This is a genomic window from Vogesella margarita (assembly GCF_028548475.1).
GTDB classification, from domain to species: Bacteria; Pseudomonadota; Gammaproteobacteria; order Burkholderiales; family Chromobacteriaceae; genus Vogesella; species Vogesella margarita.
Genome location: NZ_JAQQLE010000009.1, coordinates 69,561 through 86,542, shown reverse-complemented (window position 1 = coordinate 86,542; position 16,982 = coordinate 69,561). Strand labels below are relative to the sequence as shown.

The window sequence follows — 16,982 nt, the reverse complement described above, 5'->3', positions numbered from 1 at the left end:
GTGCACAGATATGCTTATCAGAGCTAGACGTGAATGGATAGCACAGAACATTCAATCTATACCCAGAATAATCTTTGCATAAAGTTCTGCATTCTTGATTGTACTGGTGGATGTTTGCTTGTTCTCGCCGGTTGTTGCCCAGTGCAGTAGACTCAATTCCCAATCCTCTAGCTAATCGAGCTTGGCATGCTTTTTATTCTTGTTGGGGCGTTCTTCTGCTCTTTTGTCATTGGTGTGCTGCTGGTTCGCTTCCGCCATCTACATGATCGTTTTTCCTGTGATGATGATCTTGATGGTGTGCAGAAATTTCATGCGATTCCTGTTCCTCGTATTGGGGGCATTCCTGTAATGCTTGGCCTGATAGTGGGGGTGATGATTCTTGTGTTGTTAACAGAGTCATCTCTGGGGTTGCTGCTCCTAGCGGTTGCCCAGCCGGCTTTTATCGCAGGGTTAGCCGAAGACCTGACCAAGCGGGTTGGCCCGTTGGCACGCTTGCTGGCCACGTTCCTGGCTGCCGCTCTCGGATTCTGGCTGCTGGATGCCTGCTTGTCACGACTGGATTTGCCTGGTGTGGATCAGCTGTTGGCTAGCCACTGGCTCTTGTCCTTGCTATTTACAGTGTTTGCTGTTGGTGGTGTGGCTCATTCGATTAACATAATCGATGGTTACAATGGTTTGGCTGGCATGGTGTCGGTATTCGTCCTCATGGCTTTGGCCTATGTGGCATTCAAAGTCCATGATCCACAGCTCATGGGTCTGTGTTTTGCGGCGACGGGTGCAGTGTTGGGCTTTTTTCTGTGGAACTTCCCACGGGGAGCCATTTTTGCCGGTGATGGTGGTGCTTACCTTATTGGTTTCCTGATTGCAGAGCTGTCGGTGTTGCTGGTGGCTCGACACTCGCAGGTTTCGCCGTGGTTTCCATTGTTGCTGGTCATTTATCCTGTCTTTGAGACGCTATTCTCGATCTATCGCCGGAAGTTTTTACAGGGACGTCCGGTCGGTGCTCCCGATGCTTTGCATCTGCACCAGATGGTCTACAAGCGCTTGGTACGCTGGATGGTCGGCTCGAAAGAGGCTCGTCACATGACGAGACGCAACAGTATGACTTCTCCTTATCTGTGGGCCTTGTCTTCACTTTCGGTGGTGCCGGCCATGCTGTTCTGGAACAACTCACTGGTGCTGATTGGCTGTGCTGCACTGTTTGTCCTGATATATCTATGCCTGTACCGCATGATTGTCCGTTTTCGTTCTCCCCGCTGGATGGTGTTGCACCATCCGCTACCGCGCAATGAAAGGGCGAGATTGCTATCGAAAGATGCTGATTGATAGTATTTTTTGTGATGGTTGCTGCCCTTGAAAACCCCTTGTCACGTCCCTATCATTAGCACTCGCAAGCGCCGAGTGCTAATCGCTCGGTCAATCTGCTGATTTGATAGGTATCCATCTTTCAACAGCCACTGCTATTAGGAGAGATCAATGGCAATTCGTCCTTTACACGATCGTGTTGTTATCAAGCGCCTCGAGGCTGAAGAGAAGACAGCTTCCGGTATCGTTCTGCCTGGCGCCGCTGCTGAAAAGCCGGACATGGGTCAGGTTGTTGCGGTCGGTAACGGCAAGATTCTGGAAAACGGCGAGCGTCGCGCGCTGGAGCTGAAAGTCGGCGACAAGGTTATTTTCGGCAAGTACTCCGGCCAGACCGTCAAAGTTGACGGCGACGAGCTGCTGGTAATGCGCGAAGAAGACGTAATGGGTATCGTCGAGTAATCCGACCCGTTACCGTTTTATTGAACAGAATTCTGGAGATTGAAGAACATGGCTGCAAAAGACGTACGCTTTGGTGATTCCGCCCGCGCCAAGATGGTAGTGGGTGTCAATGTGCTGGCTGATGCCGTTAAAGTGACCCTGGGCCCGAAAGGCCGCAACGTGGTACTGGATCGCTCCTTCGGCGCACCGACCATCACCAAGGACGGTGTATCGGTTGCCAAGGAAATCGAACTGAAGGACAAGTTCGAGAACATGGGCGCACAGATGGTGAAAGAAGTCGCTTCCAAGACTTCCGACGTGGCCGGTGATGGTACCACCACCGCTACCGTACTGGCCCAGGCCATCGTGCACGAAGGCATGAAGTTCGTGACCGCCGGCATGAACCCGATGGACCTGAAGCGCGGTATCGACAAGGCCGTTGTGGCTCTGGTCGGCGAGATCGCCAAGATCGCCAAACCATGCGCAACCACCAAGGAAATCGCCCAGGTTGGCTCCATCTCCGCCAACTCCGACAGCGATATCGGTGAAATCATCGCTACCGCCATGGAAAAAGTCGGCAAGGAAGGCGTGATCACCGTTGAAGACGGCAAGTCGCTGAACAATGAGCTGGACGTGGTGGAAGGTATGCAGTTCGATCGCGGCTACCTGTCCCCGTACTTCATCAACAACCAGGAAAAACAGATTGCCGCACTGGACAATCCGTTCATCCTGCTGTTCGACAAGAAAATCTCCAACATCCGCGACCTGCTGCCGGTACTGGAGCAGGTGGCCAAGTCCGGCCGTCCGCTGCTGATCATCGCCGAGGACGTGGAAGGCGAAGCGCTGGCGACCCTGGTGGTGAACACCATCCGCGGCATCCTGAAAGTGGTTGCCGTGAAGGCGCCAGGCTTCGGTGACCGTCGCAAGGCTATGCTGCAGGACATCGCCACCCTGACCGGCGGTACCGTGATCGCTGAAGAAGTGGGCTTGACCCTGGAAAAAGTGACCCTGGAGATGCTGGGCCAAGCCAAGCGCGTTGAAGTGGGCAAGGAAAACTCCACCATTATCGACGGTGCCGGTGACGTTGCCGCCATCCAGGCGCGCGTGGCCGAAGTTCGCCAGCAGATCGAAGCCGCGACTTCCGACTACGACCGCGAAAAACTGCAAGAGCGCGTGGCCAAGCTGGCCGGCGGTGTTGCCGTGATCAAGGTTGGCGCTGCCACCGAAGTCGAAATGAAAGAGAAGAAGGCCCGTGTCGAAGATGCGCTGCACGCTACCCGTGCTGCCGTTGAAGAAGGCGTGGTGCCTGGCGGTGGCGTGGCCCTGCTGCGTGCCCGCTCCACTCTGGCCGATCTGGCAACCGCCAACGCCGACCAGGCTGCTGGCGTGAAGATCGTACTGAAAGCGATCGAAGCGCCGCTGCGTCAGATCGTGCAGAACGCCGGTGACGAGCCATCCGTGGTCGTGAACAAGGTCATGGAAGGCAAGGGCAACTTCGGTTACAACGCGGCGACCGGTGAATACGGCGACATGCTGGAAATGGGCGTGCTGGATCCGGCCAAAGTAACCCGTACCGCACTGCAGAATGCCGCTTCCGTTGCCGGCCTGATGCTGACGACCGACTGCATGGTGGCCGAGCTGCCGGAAGACAAGCCAGCGATGCCGGACATGAGCGGCATGGGTGGTATGGGCGGTATGGGCGGCATGATGTAAGCAGCCTCGCTCACGCGAAAGCCTTGAAAACCCCGCACTACGGTGCGGGGTTTTTTATTGCGGCCAACCTTGCGCCAAGGTTGGCCGCATTGTTTTCCGGCGCTGCTCTGGCACAATGGCGGCAATTCAAGGAGATGATCATGCAATTGACGGAATTGCTGGCGGTACTCGACGCCAAGCTGGAGCCGGCCCGGTTCAAGGATTACGCCCCCAACGGCTTGCAGGTGGAGGGCCGCAGCGAGGTCAGGAAGATCGTGACCGGCGTCACCGCCTCGCAGGCGCTGATCGATGCTGCGATCGCGGCACAGGCCGATGCCATCGTGGTGCACCATGGCTACTTCTGGAAGAACGAAGCGGCGCCGATTGTCGGTATCAAGCGCCAGCGCATCGCCAGCCTGCTGCAGCACGGCATCAGCCTGCTGGCCTATCACCTGCCGCTGGATGCCCATCCCGAGCTGGGCAATAACGCGCAGCTGGCACTACAGCTCGGCATCGCCAATCCGCAGCCGACAGCGGCCGAGCCCCTGCTGTGGCAGGGCGACTGGGGGCAGGGCACCGCGGCGGACTTCGCTGCTCAGCTGGCCACCCGCCTCGGGCGCACGCCGCTGTTGCTGGGTAATGGCCAGCGACGTGCCCGCCATATCGCGTGGTGTACCGGCGGTGCACAGAGCTATTTCGAGCAGGCGATCGCGATGGGGGTGGACGTGTTCATCACCGGGGAGGTTTCCGAGCAGAATCTGCACCTTGCCGAAGAGACCGGTGTCGTATTTCTTGCGGCAGGTCATCATGCGACCGAGCGTTATGGTGTAAAAGCTCTGGGCGAATGGCTGACTGCGGAATATGCGCTAAATGTGCAGTTTATTGACCTGTACAACCCGGTTTAATGCGATGTCCATGACGTCAATCAGGTGATTTGTCGTCTCTGCGCTTCAAGTTCCTTCCGGTAATCAGGTAGAATTACGAGGTTTTAAGTTTAGAGCTCGGTTTCCACGTTTGAGGATGACTGTAATGAGTGAACAACACGTTGACACGGGGCGCCGTCGCTTTCTGACGGTGGCCACCAGCGCGGTTGGTGGTGTGGCGGCAGCCGGTGTGGCTGTGCCGTTTTTGATGAGCTTTGCACCTTCTGAGCGTGCCAAGGCTGCTGGTGCGCCGGTCGAGGTCGATATCAGCAAGCTGGAGCCGGGTCAGAAGATCAACGTCGAATGGCGCGGCAAGCCGGTGTGGGTACTGTCCCGTACACCGGAGCAGCTGAAGAATCTGGCGACCATCGAAGGCGATCTGCTGGATCCGAAATCGGAAGCCCCGCAGCAGCCGGCCTACTGCCAGAACGCGACCCGCTCCATCAAGCCGGAGGTTCTGGTTGCCGTCGGTATCTGTACGCACCTGGGCTGTTCGCCAACCCACCGTCCGGATATCGCTCCGGCCGACCTGGGTCCGAAATGGGTCGGCGGTTTCTACTGTCCTTGCCACGGCTCCAAGTTCGACTTGGCCGCCCGTGTCTACAACGGTGTGCCGGCGCCAAAAAACCTGGAAATTCCGCCGCACAAGTACATGTCCGATACCCGTCTGCTGATTGGCGACGACAAATAAGCGAGGGGAGACAAGATGAGCAAAGGACAACAACTGCTTAACTGGATCGATGACCGCTTCCCGCTGTCGTCGATGCTGAAAGAGCACGTTACCGAATACTACGCGCCGAAAAACTTCAACTTCTGGTACTTCTTCGGCAGCCTGGCGATGCTGGTGCTGGTGATCCAGATCGTTACCGGCATTTTCCTGACCATGAACTACAAGCCGGACGGTACGCTGAACGGCTCCGGCATCCCGGTGGCGTTCGCCTCGGTCGAGTACATCATGCGCGACGTGGCCGGTGGCTGGGTCATCCGTTACATGCACTCTACCGGTGCCTCCATGTTCTTCGTGGTGGTCTATCTGCATATGTTCCGTGGCCTGATCTACGGTTCCTACAAGCAGCCGCGCGAGCTGGTATGGGTATTCGGTACCCTGATCTTCCTGTGCCTGATGGCGGAGGCGTTCATGGGCTACCTACTGCCATGGGGCCAGATGTCGTTCTGGGGCGCGCAGGTGATCGTCAACCTGTTTGCCTCGATCCCGGTGATCGGTCCGGACTTGTCGGTGTTCATCCGTGGTGACTTCGTGGTCGGCGATGCAACGCTGAACCGCTTCTTCGCCCTGCACGTGATCGCCGTACCGCTGATCCTGCTGGCACTGGTGGTAGCGCATTTGATCGCACTGCACGAAGTCGGTTCCAACAACCCGGACGGCGTCGAGATCAAGAAGCAGAAGGACGACAAGGGCATTCCGCTGGACGGCATTCCTTTCCATCCTTACTACACCGTGAAAGACGTTCTGGGTGTGGCGGTGTTCCTGATCGTGTTCTCCGCGATCGTGTTCTTCGCGCCGGAAATGGGTGGTTTCTTCCTCGAACATCCTAACTTCGACCAAGCCGACCCGCTGAAGACCCCGCCGCACATCGCGCCGGTATGGTACTTCACCCCGTTCTACGCGATTCTGCGTGCGGTGCCGTCGTTTGCCGGTACCCAGGTATGGGGCGTGCTGGCGATGGGCGCTGCCGTGGTGCTGATTGCCTTCCTGCCGTGGCTGGACAAGTCGCCGGTGAAGTCGATCCGCTATCGTGGCTCCAAGTTCAAGACCATGCTGGTATTGTTCATCATCAGCTTTATCGGTCTGGGGATGTTGGGTGCGCTGCCATCAACCAACACCCGTACCCTTGTGGCGCAGATTTTCTCTGTGGTGTATTTCGCCTTCTTCCTTGGTATGCCGTTCTACACCAAGAATGATGTGGGTACGACTCCGGTTCCGACACGCGTCACCATGAGCACACCTGCCCGTCAGGTACGCTTCGCAGTACTGGTCGTTGTGACGCTGGTGGCCGCAACCCTGTTTGCGAAATTCATCTGATAGAGGGGGCACTATGAACAAGACTATTCGTCAACTGATCGCCGCTGTCGCCCTCGTTGTTCCTGCTGCCGGCGCATTCGCGTCCGCGGAAGGTCCGGCGCTGGAAAAGGCGCCGATCAACGTCCAGGACACCGAAAGCCTGCAGCGCGGTGCGCAGATTTTCGTCAACAACTGCCTGTCCTGCCACTCGGCCAGCGCCATGCGCTACAACCGTCTGACCGAAATCGGCCTGACCGAAGACCAGATCAAGGGCAACCTGATGCTGGCGACGGACAAGATCGGCGAGCAGATGAACGTGGCGATGGACAAGAAGGATGCCAAGGTATGGTTCGGTGCGGTACCGCCGGATCTGTCGGTGATCGCGCGTTCGCGTGGCGCCGACTACCTGTACGGCTACCTGCGCGGTTTCTACCGCGACGAGACCCGTCCGACCGGCTGGAACAACCTGGTATTCGACAAGGTGGGCATGCCGCACATCCTGTGGAACTGGCAGGGTGAGCAGGTGCTGGAAACCGTGAAGAATGCGGAAGGCCACGAAGAGCACAAGCTGAAGCTGATCAAGGCCGGTACGCTGACCAAGCTGGAAAACGGCAAGGCCAATACCGCCGAGTTCGACAAGCGCATGGCCGACCTGACCAACTTCATGGTGTACATGGCCGAGCCGATGCAGGTCAAGCGTCAGCAAATCGGTTACATGGTGCTGCTGTTCCTGTCCCTGTTGCTGTTGCCACTGGCCTACTTCCTGAAGAAGGAATACTGGAAAGACGTGCACTAAGCGGGTTTTGACAGAAAAAAGGCGATGCTGCGGCATCGCCTTTTTTGTTTGTATTCAATGGCTTGTTAAACTTTTCTGGTAATTGTCAAGCCAAAAGTGCTAAAATTGCCTGTTATTTCATCAATTTGCCCGCTTTAAAAGGAATCCGATCCGCCATGATGACCCTCTACTCCGGTACTACCTGCCCTTTCAGCCAGCGCTGCCGCATCGTGTTGTTCGAGAAAGGCATGGACTTCGAGATCATCGACGTGGATATCCACAACAAGCCGGAAGACCTGGCCGTGATGAACCCGTACAACGAAGTGCCGGTGCTGGTCGAACGCGACCTGATCCTGCATGAGTCCAACATCATCAACGAGTACATCGACGAGCGCTTCCCGCACCCGCAGCTGATGCCGGCTGATCCGGTGATGCGTGCCCGCGCTCGCCTGTTCCTGTTCCGCTTCGAGCAGGAACTGTTCGTGCACGTCAAGGCGCTGGAAAACGGTGCCAGCGGCAAGGAAGCCACCAAGGCCCGCGACGGCATTCGCGACGGCCTGGTGACCATCGCCCCGATTTTCGCCAAGCAGAAGTTCATGCTCGGCGAAGAGTTCTCGATGATCGACGTGGCGATCGCGCCGCTGATGTGGCGCCTGGAGCACTACGGTATCGACCTGGGCAAGAGCGCGGCACCGATCCTGAAGTACGCCGAACGCCTGTTCCAGCGCCAGTCCTTCATCGATTCGCTGACGCCGGCTGAAAAAGCCATGCGCAAGTAAGGAATGGCCGTGTCGACCAGTACCAAGCCCTACCTGATCCGCGCACTGCACCAGTGGTGCACCGATAACGAGCAGACGCCGTACCTGGTGGTGCACGTCGATGGCAGTGTCACGGTGCCGCTGGAGTTCGTGAAGGACAACGAGATCGTGCTCAATATCGGCTACAACGCCACCAAGAACCTGCAGATCGACAATGACTGGCTGTCGTTCTCGGCGCGTTTTGGCGGGGTCAGCCGTGACATCTGGGTGCCGATCGGCAATGTGCTGTCCATCTTCTCGCGCGAAACCGGCGAAGGCATGGGCTTCGAGCTGGAGCCGGTCACCGGCGAGCGGCCGCAGCCGGATGCCGGGCCGGAGCCGGTCGCGACCGACACGCCGGCCGGTGGCAAGGACAAGCCGTCGCGCTCGCACCTGCGCATCGTCAAGTAAGTCACGCCGCCAGCGCTCGCAATAAAACCGCCCGATATCGGGCGGTTTTTCTTTGCCGCACAAGCGGCAAGGTTAGCAGCAAGCCGCCCTGGTGTGTGGGCACAGGGCAGGGTGGTTGCCGACGCGACTCTTTCAGTCGTATCCCCGCCACATTGGTGATGGCAAGAAAAAACCGCCCGGCAAGCGGGCGGTGGGATTGCGGCCAACGTTGGCCGCAGGCATTTGACCAGCTTACTCGATACGTTCGCCGTGCAGTGCCACGTCCAGGCCTTCGCGTTCCTCTTCCTCGCTGACACGCAGGCCCATTACCGCCTCGATGATCTTCAGCAGGGCGAAGGTGACGATGGCGCAGTAGACGGCGGTTGCCAGGGCACCCACGGTCTGGGTCATCACGCTGCCTTCCACGCCGCCGATTTCCTTCACCGCAAACACGCCGGTGAGGATGGCGCCGACCAGGCCGCCGACACCGTGTACGCCGAAAGCGTCCAGCGAATCGTCATACTTCAGCATGTGTTTCAGCGAGGTGGCGGTCCAGTAGCACAGCAGGCCGGAGATCAGGCCGATGGCCAGTGCGCCCTTGGCATCGACGAAGCCGGCGGCCGGGGTGATGGCCACCAGGCCGGCAACGGCGCCGGAAACGATGCCCAGCACCGACGGCTTGCCCTTGGCGATCCATTCGGCGGCCATCCATGCCAGCGCCGCCATGCCGGTTGCAACCTGGGTGGCGACCATGGCCATCGCGGCACGGCCGTCAGCTGCCACGGCCGAGCCGGCGTTGAAGCCGAACCAGCCAACCCACAGCATCGAGGCGCCCACCATGGTCAGCACCAGATTGTGCGGTGCCATCGCTTCGCGGCCGTAACCGATACGCTTGCCCAGCACCAGTGCCGCCACCAGGCCGGCAATACCGGCGTTGATGTGCACCACGGTGCCACCGGCGAAGTCGAGCACGCCGTGGTCAGCCATCCAGCCGCCCGGCGCCCATACCCAGTGTGCAACCGGTACGTACACGAGCAGCGACCACAGTGCCATGAACACCATCATCGACGAGAACTTCATGCGTTCGGCGAAGGCACCGGCGATCAGTGCCGGGGTGATGATGGCAAAGGTCATCTGGAACATCATGAACACGCCTTCCGGGATGGAGGCTGCCAGCGGATGTACCGTCAGCTTGGCTTCGTCCTTCAGGTACAGCATGCCGTCGAGGAAGAGGCGATCAAGACCGCCGATGTACGGGTTGCCGGGCATGAAGGCCAGGCTGTAGCCGATCACGGCCCACAGCACGGTGATCATGGCGCAGATGGCGAAGCTCTGCATCAGGGTGGACAGCACGTTTTTCTTGCGCACCATGCCGGCGTAGAACAGGGCCAGGCCGGGGATGGTCATGAACAGCACCAGGGCGGTGGAGGTCAGCATCCAGGCGGTGTCGCCGCCGCTGATGGTGCTGGTGGCAACCAGCTGCGGCAGGTTGGCGAAGCTTGGGGCCGCGAACAGTGCCGACAGGAGCGCCGAGGCGCCGATGGACAGTTTTTTCATTGTGTTTCCCCTTGCATCAAGCTTCAGACGGCATCGGCGCCGGTTTCGCCGGTGCGGATACGAACGACCTGTTCCAGATCCATCACGAAAATCTTGCCGTCACCGATCTTGCCGGTGCGGGCAGCGCTCTCGATAGACTCGACCACTTGGTCCAGCAACTCATTGGCGATGGCGATTTCCAGTTTCACCTTGGGCAGGAAGTCGACCACATACTCGGCGCCACGATACAGCTCGGTATGACCCTTCTGGCGACCGAAGCCTTTGACTTCGGTCACGGTAATGCCCTGAACACCGATGGCAGAAAGCGCCTCCCGGACTTCGTCAAGCTTGAACGGCTTGATAATTGCGCTGACCAGTTTCATGTTTGACTCCTTGATGCGAGGTTGCGTGTAGAAAGACAGTTCGGCCAATGCATGAACTGTGCCAGCCAGATATTTCCCTTTGTTTATCAACTATCTGGCGGGTTCTTTCGATTTTGGTGCATCAATTCCCGGGTCATGCACGGCAATACGGCCAGTATCTGCCTCAGGATGGTGCGCGCGTGTTTCAGCAGGGGTGTACGCTTTTTGCTAAACTCAGATTCAATCTGTCATGACAAAGTCAAGGAGTCGCCATGCTTAGCCAGAAACTGTTCGATGAAATCAGCAACAAGATCAGCGAGACCATTGCCGCCAGCCCGGCCAAGGACATCGAGAAGAACATCAAGGCGATGATGGGCGCCACCTTTGCGCGCATGGATCTGGTGACGCGCGAGGAGTTCGACGTGCAGCAGGAGGTGCTGGCCCGCACTCGCGAGCAGCTGACGCAGCTGGAGGCGCGTCTGCAGGCACTGGAGGCCGCCGCCACGCCTGCTGCCGACGCTCCCGCGGCAGACAGCGAAGCCCATTAAACCCATGACGCTGGCCGTTTGCTTCAGTCGTGCGCTGTCCGGCTTGTGCGCGCCACAAGTCAGTGTCGAGGTGCACCTGTCAAACGGCTTGCCGTCTTTCACCCTGGTCGGCCTGCCGGATACCGAGGTCAAGGAAAGCCGTGAGCGGGTGCGCGCCGCGCTGCTGCAGTCCGGCTTCGATTTCCCGGCACGACGGATCACCGTCAATCTCGCACCGGCCGATCTGCCGAAGGAGTCCGGACGATTCGATTTGCCACTGGCGATCGCCTTGCTGGCGGCCGCCGGACAATTGCCGGCAGAGTCCCTGGCCGGCTATGAACTGGCGGGCGAGCTGGGCCTGGGCGGCGAGTTGCGCCCGGTGCGGGGGGCGCTGGCGATGGTCAATGCCGCGCGCGACAGCGGCCGCGCCTTTATCCTGCCCCGTGCCAGCGCCACCGAGGCGGCACTGGTGCACGGTGTCAGGATCTTTGCCGCCGATACGCTGGCGGAGGTGTGTGCCCATCTGGCCGGCATTGCGTGTTTGCCAGAGGTGTCGGCAATGCTGACGGCGCCCGTGGAACAGGGCTATCCCGATCTGTCCGAAGTGCGTGGCCAGGGGGCGGCCAAACTGGCGCTGGAGCTGGCCGCTGCCGGCGGCCACAGTCTGCTGATGCAGGGGCCGCCGGGAACCGGCAAATCGATGTTGGCCGCACGCCTGCCCGGTATCCTGCCACCGATGACGCTGGACGAAGCACTGGAAAGCGCCGCGGTGCAGTCGTTGGGCAGCCAGGGCTTTGCCCTGTCCCGCTGGCGGGTTCGTCCCTATCGCTCGCCGCACCATACCGCTTCCGCCGTGGCGCTGGTCGGTGGCGGTGTAAATTCGAACGATATTTGCGAATTAAGAACGCATTTTGCGAATTGGGGCGCTTTCTGCGACTCCCTGTCTACTCGGTGATCTATGGCAGACCTCGATGTCCTCCCGTTGTTTGTAGAAATTGCACAGCATGGAAAGAGCTACTGTCTAGATTGGCTTGGGGGCATCTACCCAAACTTTGGCGATACTTCTAACCCCCTGATTGAATGTTTCTTTACGCCTTTTGATCCTGTGAGCAAGGAGCGTTTCCTCGCAGATCAGATAAAGGCGGGAATTGCAGTCGGCTATCTGCCTGCACTCTGCTTGGGCCAAATGTTTACCGGGCCAACATGGGAAAATACCCTGCTTGGTCAGACTGAGAAAATAACGGTTCGGCTTGATACAAGAGACGAAGGGGCGATCGACGAGGTATCGTTGTTGAGCCTTGATCGTGACTATCAGTTTTCCCCCGTTAGTGAACGGTTCCTGAGCAGAGACAGTGCGTCTTTAGCTGGGTTGTCACCCCTAGATGCGGGTTTGAAAGCGTTGAGTGGCAAGGTCGTTAAGGGGAAGCAGCCGACACTTATTCTGGTCTCTGAAATTGAGTTGTTGAGGTATTACTACCTTACCACTTCCTTCATGGCACGAATCATATTCGGTGGAGCATTTGGCCAGCATGGTTGGTCGGAGATCATCTGCAACATGATTCATGAAGGACCCACTTTCGATCTTGGGTTGGAGCAGGCGCGCTTCGTCTATCGGCAAGGTTTTGCTTACGCTGATGTCCCCGTTCTGGCACGAATCCTTTTCACGGGTGGGAAGCGACCTGCCTTATGTGGTGCCACTCGTGTGGGCAAGGCCATTCGAGCCGCCCGGATCAATCGTCTTGGGAAGGATGCTCTGGTTCATCCCCGTACGTTCTTTCCCTTCCTTGGGAGGACGGATCTTTCTCTACAGGGGAGAACTTGGGAGACTGAGGGAGGACCGGTATTTCTTGTCAGTCGTATAGTCGGTTGTTCCGGACCATTTCCTTTCAAGAGTATTAGCTTTTGTGAAGAAGTCGGGCCAGGAGGCAAGCCTGCCAAACCAGGTGCTCCGGGGGCTTACCCTGGCAGAAAGCGTCCGCCTTCAGAGCCTGATGGCGGAGGTACTCGAAAATGTGTCAGTACGAGTCCCCCGCATCCGTTTGGTAAGAAATTCGTATTCCGTGGAGGTGGGCGGAATTTTGCGGTATTGCAGGGGATGTCGATTTGTCGTGAGAAACGAAAGGAGAATACTCACCGGTCAGGAAGTGGATTCGGTGGAAAGGTCCCCAGTCTACCTGACCTGAGCACAGGGGCTCCGAGCGGGAAGTCTTCTTCGGCATCACCGTTGTCTGTTCAGGATCTGGCAAAACGACCTTCGGCGGTAGCGGAGCAACTAGATACCTTCCTTGAAGCGCTACAGATCTTGGCTGAGAACAAGCCCGAGTGGTGCGTCAATGTGGTGCACGCTGGGCTTGAGCCACTCTGGGACCCTGAGCGCGAGAAGGATTTCTCCCAGTTTCCTATCGTCCCCTGCGAAAAGCGAGTCCTGCAAAATCGGCAGTGCTCATTCATGGACGCAGAACAAAAGGTTCGTCGACTGCTGATTTGTGCAGAAATCGAGGTTTGCCCTGGTCATTTTGTGTATCTGCTCGAAGCCCAGCGCCGTATCCGCGATGCCATTTCGGAGGCGCAGTCACCCTATAAAGACTTACTCCCGATCGCGTTAATGCGTACTACCAACTATGCACCGATTGAAGATGAGATCTTTGATTTGATCTTGATCGAGACGGTCAAAAAAAAGACCTCTTGGCCGGTAACGGGTGATGTTCCAAACATCATCCGTGACGATGCTCGTCATGCTCAAGGCGAGAAGGGTGCTAGGGAAATTGCGGATCGGATGATTGCGTTAGTGCAACGTCACTGCCTTGAGATCGCTGCCGAAGCGCCTGCTGATCAAACGGGATATTGATGAAGTGGCCTTTAGAAGGCCCCTTGCTTTATGGGGTTCCTTCGTAAAATGCTGGCGATATTGGCTCTTGGCAGGAGCCTGACGCCCATCAATGCAAAGCCGAAAGGCACTGCCACGCCGACAACCGGGCGACCGTGCCATATTCTGATTGAGGAGGCGTACCACGAGTGACAACCGACCATTTCGACGTACTAGAGCCCCGTGCCATTCGCTGGGCACTTGGCATGAATCAAGTGGAATTCTGGACCGGCATTGGCGTTACCCAGTCCAGTGGCTCACGCTACGAGTCCGGTTACGTGATGCCCAGACCGACCGGAGAACTGCTCCGCCTTGTCTACATCGAGGGAATTGATGTCTCCCAACTGACCAAGATGGACTTCGAGATCGCACAATTCATCAAGCAAGATCATCCTGATCTGTACCACTCTCTGCAGAGCGAGCTAAGAAGCAAGTCCGCCACTACCCTCTGAGCAGACCGGGCATCACGACTTGGCGAGGCTTCCTCTTGGTAGCCATACGGCAAAGACCTTGTCTGTCCGGTGTAATACAGCTAGGGTGCGCAGTTTGTTTCAAACGGTATTTACCATGCGCGCTATCCTCGCTATCGCTATGCTCTCCCTGTCATTGAGTGGGTGCATCGACAACAACGAGCTAGCCGCCAAAACAGCCAAGGTGATCGGACAAATCACGACCAATCTTGGCCAGGCCTCCCCACAAGAGATCCAGCAAAGTGAGCCTGTCGAACTGGTCAGCGGTAAAGGGGATGTTGGCCACCGGGACTTCAATGCAGCCAAGAAAGTGTTACCCCGGGTCTTTGCCGGCATGGAAGTCGACTTTTACTGTGGCTGTGCCTATAGCGGCAAAACAGTCGACCTGGACAGCTGTGGTTATGTCCCGCGCAAGAATGCAACACGCGCCGGTCGTATCGAATGGGAGCATGTGGTCCCGGCATCGCACCTCGGCTCACAACGACAGTGTTGGCAGAATGGCGGCCGAAAGAACTGCACGGCGACCGACAAGCTGTTTGCGCAAATGGAGGGGGACCTGAACAACCTGGTGCCGGCAGTTGGCGAAGTCAATGGCGACCGTGGCAATCTCTCATACGGCGCCTGGACGCGAAACCCAACCCCGGTTTACGGGCAGTGCCAAAGCCTTCCTGACTTCAAACTCAAACGATTCCAACCACGTGAAGAAGTGCGTGGCCATGCGGCTCGGATCAGTCTCTATATGCACCAGCGCTACAACCTGAAAATGAGCAATCAGGACAAGCAGCTGTGGTGTGCGTGGGCGAAGGGCTATCCAGTCGACGATTGGGAACTGCGCCGTGACGAACGTATCATCAAGCTACAGGGTGAAGGTAACTCGCTGGTTAATGACCCTGGCAAGCTAGTGGAACTATGTGGTTAAAGCAGATGAGCTATTGAGCTATCAAGTCATCGACTCAGGACAGACCACGCTGATTGTGTTCACCGACCACGCGCATCCAGACTGACGATCCCGGTCTACGCTCAACCGTGCCGGCTGGCTTCCCTTTCCCTGCCAATGATTATCTGGAAACCAGCCTCGATCTGAACTACTCGCTGGTGCAGGATCCCGTGGCCACCTTCATGGTGCGTGTCTGTGGTGACTGCATGAGTGGGCAGGTATCTCTACAAAAAGATGGCATCGTGCTGAATAGACATCAGCGAAGCAGGGTGGGAGGCGCATGACCTGTTCACCCTCTTGCCAGATCCGCTCCGTGCAGCGCTCATGCCCACCATTGATCGCATCAATCGGGAGTACTGTCGCGGCACATTGCGACTAGGAAGTGAGGGCGTCAGGAAAGACTGGGCGATACGGCAAGAAAAAAGGTCACCATGCTGGACGTGCGGATTCCGGCGCAGCTGACCACTTGTGCTAGCGCACTCTTTCCGTTTCGTGGATGCTGCGCTGGTGGTGACCGCTTCCGGTTGATATGCTGCCAGCAAGGTGGATGACTTGCTGTGTCGCACTTCGGCCAAGAGAGGGAGTTCGCAGGGGCCTGTCCGAATTTTTGTGTAAACGGGGTTTGGGTTACGCCTGTGGAATGCGTTCCTCGAACTGAATGGTAAAGCGAGTCAGTGCTGCCTTCCAATCCCGAATCGGCATGGTCCACTTCTGACTGATGTTCCTCAGCGCCAGATAGAACAGTTTCAGCAACGCCTCATCACTCGGGAACGAGCCCCGATTCTTCGTCAGCTTTCGCAGGCTCATATTCACCGACTCGATGGCATTGGTGGTGTAGATCACTTTCCTGATCTCCGGCGGATAGTCAAAAAATGGCGTCAACCGAGCCCAGTTGCGTCGCCAGGACTGACCAATCGGCAGATACTCGTCATCCCACTTGGCCTCAAACTCGCCGAGCCGCTGCTCTGCTTCGTCGAGGGTTGCGGATTGGTAGATCCGCTTCAGGTCGGCTGCCACCTCCGGGCGCCGCTTCCACGACACGTAGTTCAGGCTGTGCCGCACCATGTGCACGATGCACAACTGCACGGCCGCTTGCGGGAAGACGGCCTCGATCGCTTCCGGGAAGCCCTTCAGGCCATCGACACAGGCGATAAAGATGTCCTGTACGCCCCGGTTACGCAGCTCGGTCACGACCTGAAGCCAGAACTTGGCGCCCTCCGTCTGGGCCAGCCACATCCCCAGTACCTCCTTCTCTCCAGCCAGGGTAACGCCGATGGCGAGATAGACGGCTTTCACGCGGACGGCTCCCTCACGCACCTTCACGTGAATGCAGTCGAGGTAGATGATCGGATAGACCGCATCGAGAGGACGAGCCTGCCAAGCTTTGACCTCTTCGCTGACGGCATCGGTGATGGAGGAGATCAGGCTGGGCGAGACCTCGGCGCCGTACATCTCTTCCAGATGGGCCTGAATTTCCCGGACCGTCATGCCCCGGGCGTAAAGCGAGATGACTTTGTCGTCGAATCCGGCCCAGCGGGTTTGGTGCTTGGGGATGAGTTGTGGCTCGAAGGTGCCTTGGCGGTCGCGTGGTACTTCGATGGGTAATTCACCGAACTCGCCCTTGAGGGTCTTGCGGCTCTTGCCGTTACGGGTATTGCCGGCGGGATTGCGCACTGGCTCGTGTTTGCGGTGGCCGAGATGCGCCGCCATCTCGGCATCCAGCGCTTTCTCGACCAGCAGCTTGGTGAGCTGCTTGAGTAGGCCGTTCTCTCCGATGAGGTCTTCGGGCTTCTGGTAATCGGCCAGCAAGCTGTCCAGTAGTGCGTCAGGTACGTTGTGATTTTTCGAGCTCATTGTGTCTCCAGACTAGGTGGCAGTTTCCTGCCAAATGTCTGTTTACACAAAATTCAGTACACGCTCGTTCGCAGTGGACTTTGTGCT

17 protein-coding genes and 1 pseudogene are annotated in these 16,982 nt (G+C 57.8%); 15 read left to right on the top strand and 3 right to left on the bottom strand.

All coding sequences use genetic code 11. The features are described 5' to 3' along the window. Positions 1 to 186: 186 nt before the first annotated feature. The 9 genes from PQU96_RS10905 (at position 187) to PQU96_RS10865 (ending at position 8,364) form a co-directional block, all read left to right on the top strand. The gene (locus PQU96_RS10905) at positions 187 to 1,326 is read left to right on the top strand and encodes an MraY family glycosyltransferase (RefSeq protein ID WP_272772352.1); all 1,140 of its coding nucleotides are present in this window, start codon (positions 187 to 189) and stop codon (positions 1,324 to 1,326) included. A 150-nt stretch (positions 1,327 to 1,476) separates the two neighbouring features. Continuing rightward, on the top strand, positions 1,477 to 1,764 hold the full coding sequence (gene groES, locus PQU96_RS10900; protein WP_047966754.1) for a co-chaperone GroES: 288 nt from the start codon (positions 1,477 to 1,479) through the stop codon (positions 1,762 to 1,764). 48 nt (positions 1,765 to 1,812) lie between these two features. Next, entirely contained in the window at positions 1,813 to 3,456 is a 1,644-nt protein-coding gene (groL, locus tag PQU96_RS10895) for a chaperonin GroEL (RefSeq protein ID WP_272772351.1), read from the top strand. A 140-nt stretch (positions 3,457 to 3,596) separates the two neighbouring features. Beyond that, entirely contained in the window at positions 3,597 to 4,340 is a 744-nt protein-coding gene (locus PQU96_RS10890) for a Nif3-like dinuclear metal center hexameric protein (RefSeq protein WP_272772349.1), read from the top strand. A gap of 124 nt (positions 4,341 to 4,464) precedes the next feature. Further along, positions 4,465 to 5,049: a ubiquinol-cytochrome c reductase iron-sulfur subunit gene (gene petA, locus PQU96_RS10885; protein WP_272772347.1), complete on the top strand. Its 585-nt coding sequence runs from the start codon at positions 4,465 to 4,467 to the stop codon at positions 5,047 to 5,049. 15 nt (positions 5,050 to 5,064) lie between these two features. Continuing rightward, a complete protein-coding gene (locus PQU96_RS10880) occupies positions 5,065 to 6,402 on the top strand; it encodes a cytochrome b (protein WP_272772346.1) in 1,338 nt (445 codons plus the stop codon). 13 nt (positions 6,403 to 6,415) lie between these two features. Next, positions 6,416 to 7,177 (top strand): cytochrome c1, encoded by a 762-nt coding sequence (locus PQU96_RS10875; RefSeq protein WP_272772345.1) that lies wholly within the window; start codon positions 6,416 to 6,418, stop codon positions 7,175 to 7,177. A 155-nt stretch (positions 7,178 to 7,332) separates the two neighbouring features. Continuing rightward, positions 7,333 to 7,935, top strand: coding sequence for a glutathione S-transferase N-terminal domain-containing protein (locus PQU96_RS10870; RefSeq protein ID WP_189372996.1), 603 nt, complete (start codon positions 7,333 to 7,335; stop codon positions 7,933 to 7,935). 9 nt (positions 7,936 to 7,944) lie between these two features. Then, a complete protein-coding gene (locus PQU96_RS10865) occupies positions 7,945 to 8,364 on the top strand; it encodes a ClpXP protease specificity-enhancing factor (RefSeq protein ID WP_272772344.1) in 420 nt (139 codons plus the stop codon). Positions 8,365 to 8,595: 231 nt separating this feature from the next. Here PQU96_RS10865 and PQU96_RS10860 read toward each other — a convergent pair whose 3' ends face one another. Together PQU96_RS10860 and glnK are read right to left on the bottom strand one after the other, a co-directional pair. After that, positions 8,596 to 9,900, bottom strand: a complete 1,305-nt coding sequence (locus tag PQU96_RS10860; RefSeq protein ID WP_272772343.1) for an ammonium transporter — start codon at positions 9,898 to 9,900, stop codon at positions 8,596 to 8,598. Between the two features lie 23 nt (positions 9,901 to 9,923). Beyond that, complete coding sequence (gene glnK, locus PQU96_RS10855; protein WP_272772342.1) at positions 9,924 to 10,262, bottom strand: P-II family nitrogen regulator; 339 nt, start codon at positions 10,260 to 10,262, stop codon at positions 9,924 to 9,926. A gap of 251 nt (positions 10,263 to 10,513) precedes the next feature. Here glnK and PQU96_RS10850 point away from each other — a divergent pair, with 251 nt between their 5' ends. The 6 genes and pseudogenes from PQU96_RS10850 (at position 10,514) to PQU96_RS15970 (ending at position 15,503) form a co-directional block, all read left to right on the top strand. Beyond that, on the top strand, positions 10,514 to 10,789 hold the full coding sequence (locus PQU96_RS10850; protein ID WP_272772340.1) for an accessory factor UbiK family protein: 276 nt from the start codon (positions 10,514 to 10,516) through the stop codon (positions 10,787 to 10,789). 4 nt (positions 10,790 to 10,793) lie between these two features. Next, positions 10,794 to 11,642 (top strand): annotated as a pseudogene (locus PQU96_RS10845) (magnesium chelatase domain-containing protein); the annotation flags it as partial. Between the two features lie 84 nt (positions 11,643 to 11,726). Next, positions 11,727 to 13,616 (top strand): hypothetical protein, encoded by a 1,890-nt coding sequence (locus tag PQU96_RS10840; RefSeq protein WP_272772338.1) that lies wholly within the window; start codon positions 11,727 to 11,729, stop codon positions 13,614 to 13,616. Positions 13,617 to 13,783: 167 nt separating this feature from the next. Then, a complete protein-coding gene (locus PQU96_RS10835) occupies positions 13,784 to 14,086 on the top strand; it encodes a helix-turn-helix domain-containing protein (RefSeq protein WP_373316292.1) in 303 nt (100 codons plus the stop codon). Between the two features lie 115 nt (positions 14,087 to 14,201). Next, on the top strand, positions 14,202 to 15,023 hold the full coding sequence (locus tag PQU96_RS10830; protein WP_272772337.1) for an endonuclease: 822 nt from the start codon (positions 14,202 to 14,204) through the stop codon (positions 15,021 to 15,023). 342 nt (positions 15,024 to 15,365) lie between these two features. Further along, positions 15,366 to 15,503: a DUF4113 domain-containing protein gene (locus tag PQU96_RS15970; RefSeq protein ID WP_373316290.1), complete on the top strand. Its 138-nt coding sequence runs from the start codon at positions 15,366 to 15,368 to the stop codon at positions 15,501 to 15,503. A 165-nt stretch (positions 15,504 to 15,668) separates the two neighbouring features. On the opposite strand, the gene PQU96_RS10825 is transcribed toward PQU96_RS15970, so the two are convergent. Then, positions 15,669 to 16,895, bottom strand: a complete 1,227-nt coding sequence (locus tag PQU96_RS10825) for an IS256 family transposase (protein WP_272772336.1) — start codon at positions 16,893 to 16,895, stop codon at positions 15,669 to 15,671. Positions 16,896 to 16,982: the final 87 nt, after the last annotated feature.

Coding starts and splice junctions, on each gene's coding strand:
- PQU96_RS10860 (WP_272772343.1), bottom strand. CDS start 9,900: ATGAAAAAACTGTCCATCGGCGCCTCGGCGCTCCTGTCGGCACTGTTC.
- PQU96_RS10890 (WP_272772349.1), top strand. CDS start 3,597: ATGCAATTGACGGAATTGCTGGCGGTACTCGACGCCAAGCTGGAGCCG.
- groES (WP_047966754.1), top strand. CDS start 1,477: ATGGCAATTCGTCCTTTACACGATCGTGTTGTTATCAAGCGCCTCGAG.
- PQU96_RS10850 (WP_272772340.1), top strand. CDS start 10,514: ATGCTTAGCCAGAAACTGTTCGATGAAATCAGCAACAAGATCAGCGAG.
- PQU96_RS15970 (WP_373316290.1), top strand. CDS start 15,366: ATGCCCACCATTGATCGCATCAATCGGGAGTACTGTCGCGGCACATTG.
- glnK (WP_272772342.1), bottom strand. CDS start 10,262: ATGAAACTGGTCAGCGCAATTATCAAGCCGTTCAAGCTTGACGAAGTC.
- PQU96_RS10870 (WP_189372996.1), top strand. CDS start 7,333: ATGATGACCCTCTACTCCGGTACTACCTGCCCTTTCAGCCAGCGCTGC.
- groL (WP_272772351.1), top strand. CDS start 1,813: ATGGCTGCAAAAGACGTACGCTTTGGTGATTCCGCCCGCGCCAAGATG.
- PQU96_RS10905 (WP_272772352.1), top strand. CDS start 187: ATGCTTTTTATTCTTGTTGGGGCGTTCTTCTGCTCTTTTGTCATTGGT.
- PQU96_RS10830 (WP_272772337.1), top strand. CDS start 14,202: ATGCGCGCTATCCTCGCTATCGCTATGCTCTCCCTGTCATTGAGTGGG.
- PQU96_RS10840 (WP_272772338.1), top strand. CDS start 11,727: ATGGCAGACCTCGATGTCCTCCCGTTGTTTGTAGAAATTGCACAGCAT.
- PQU96_RS10825 (WP_272772336.1), bottom strand. CDS start 16,895: ATGAGCTCGAAAAATCACAACGTACCTGACGCACTACTGGACAGCTTG.
- petA (WP_272772347.1), top strand. CDS start 4,465: ATGAGTGAACAACACGTTGACACGGGGCGCCGTCGCTTTCTGACGGTG.
- PQU96_RS10875 (WP_272772345.1), top strand. CDS start 6,416: ATGAACAAGACTATTCGTCAACTGATCGCCGCTGTCGCCCTCGTTGTT.
- PQU96_RS10880 (WP_272772346.1), top strand. CDS start 5,065: ATGAGCAAAGGACAACAACTGCTTAACTGGATCGATGACCGCTTCCCG.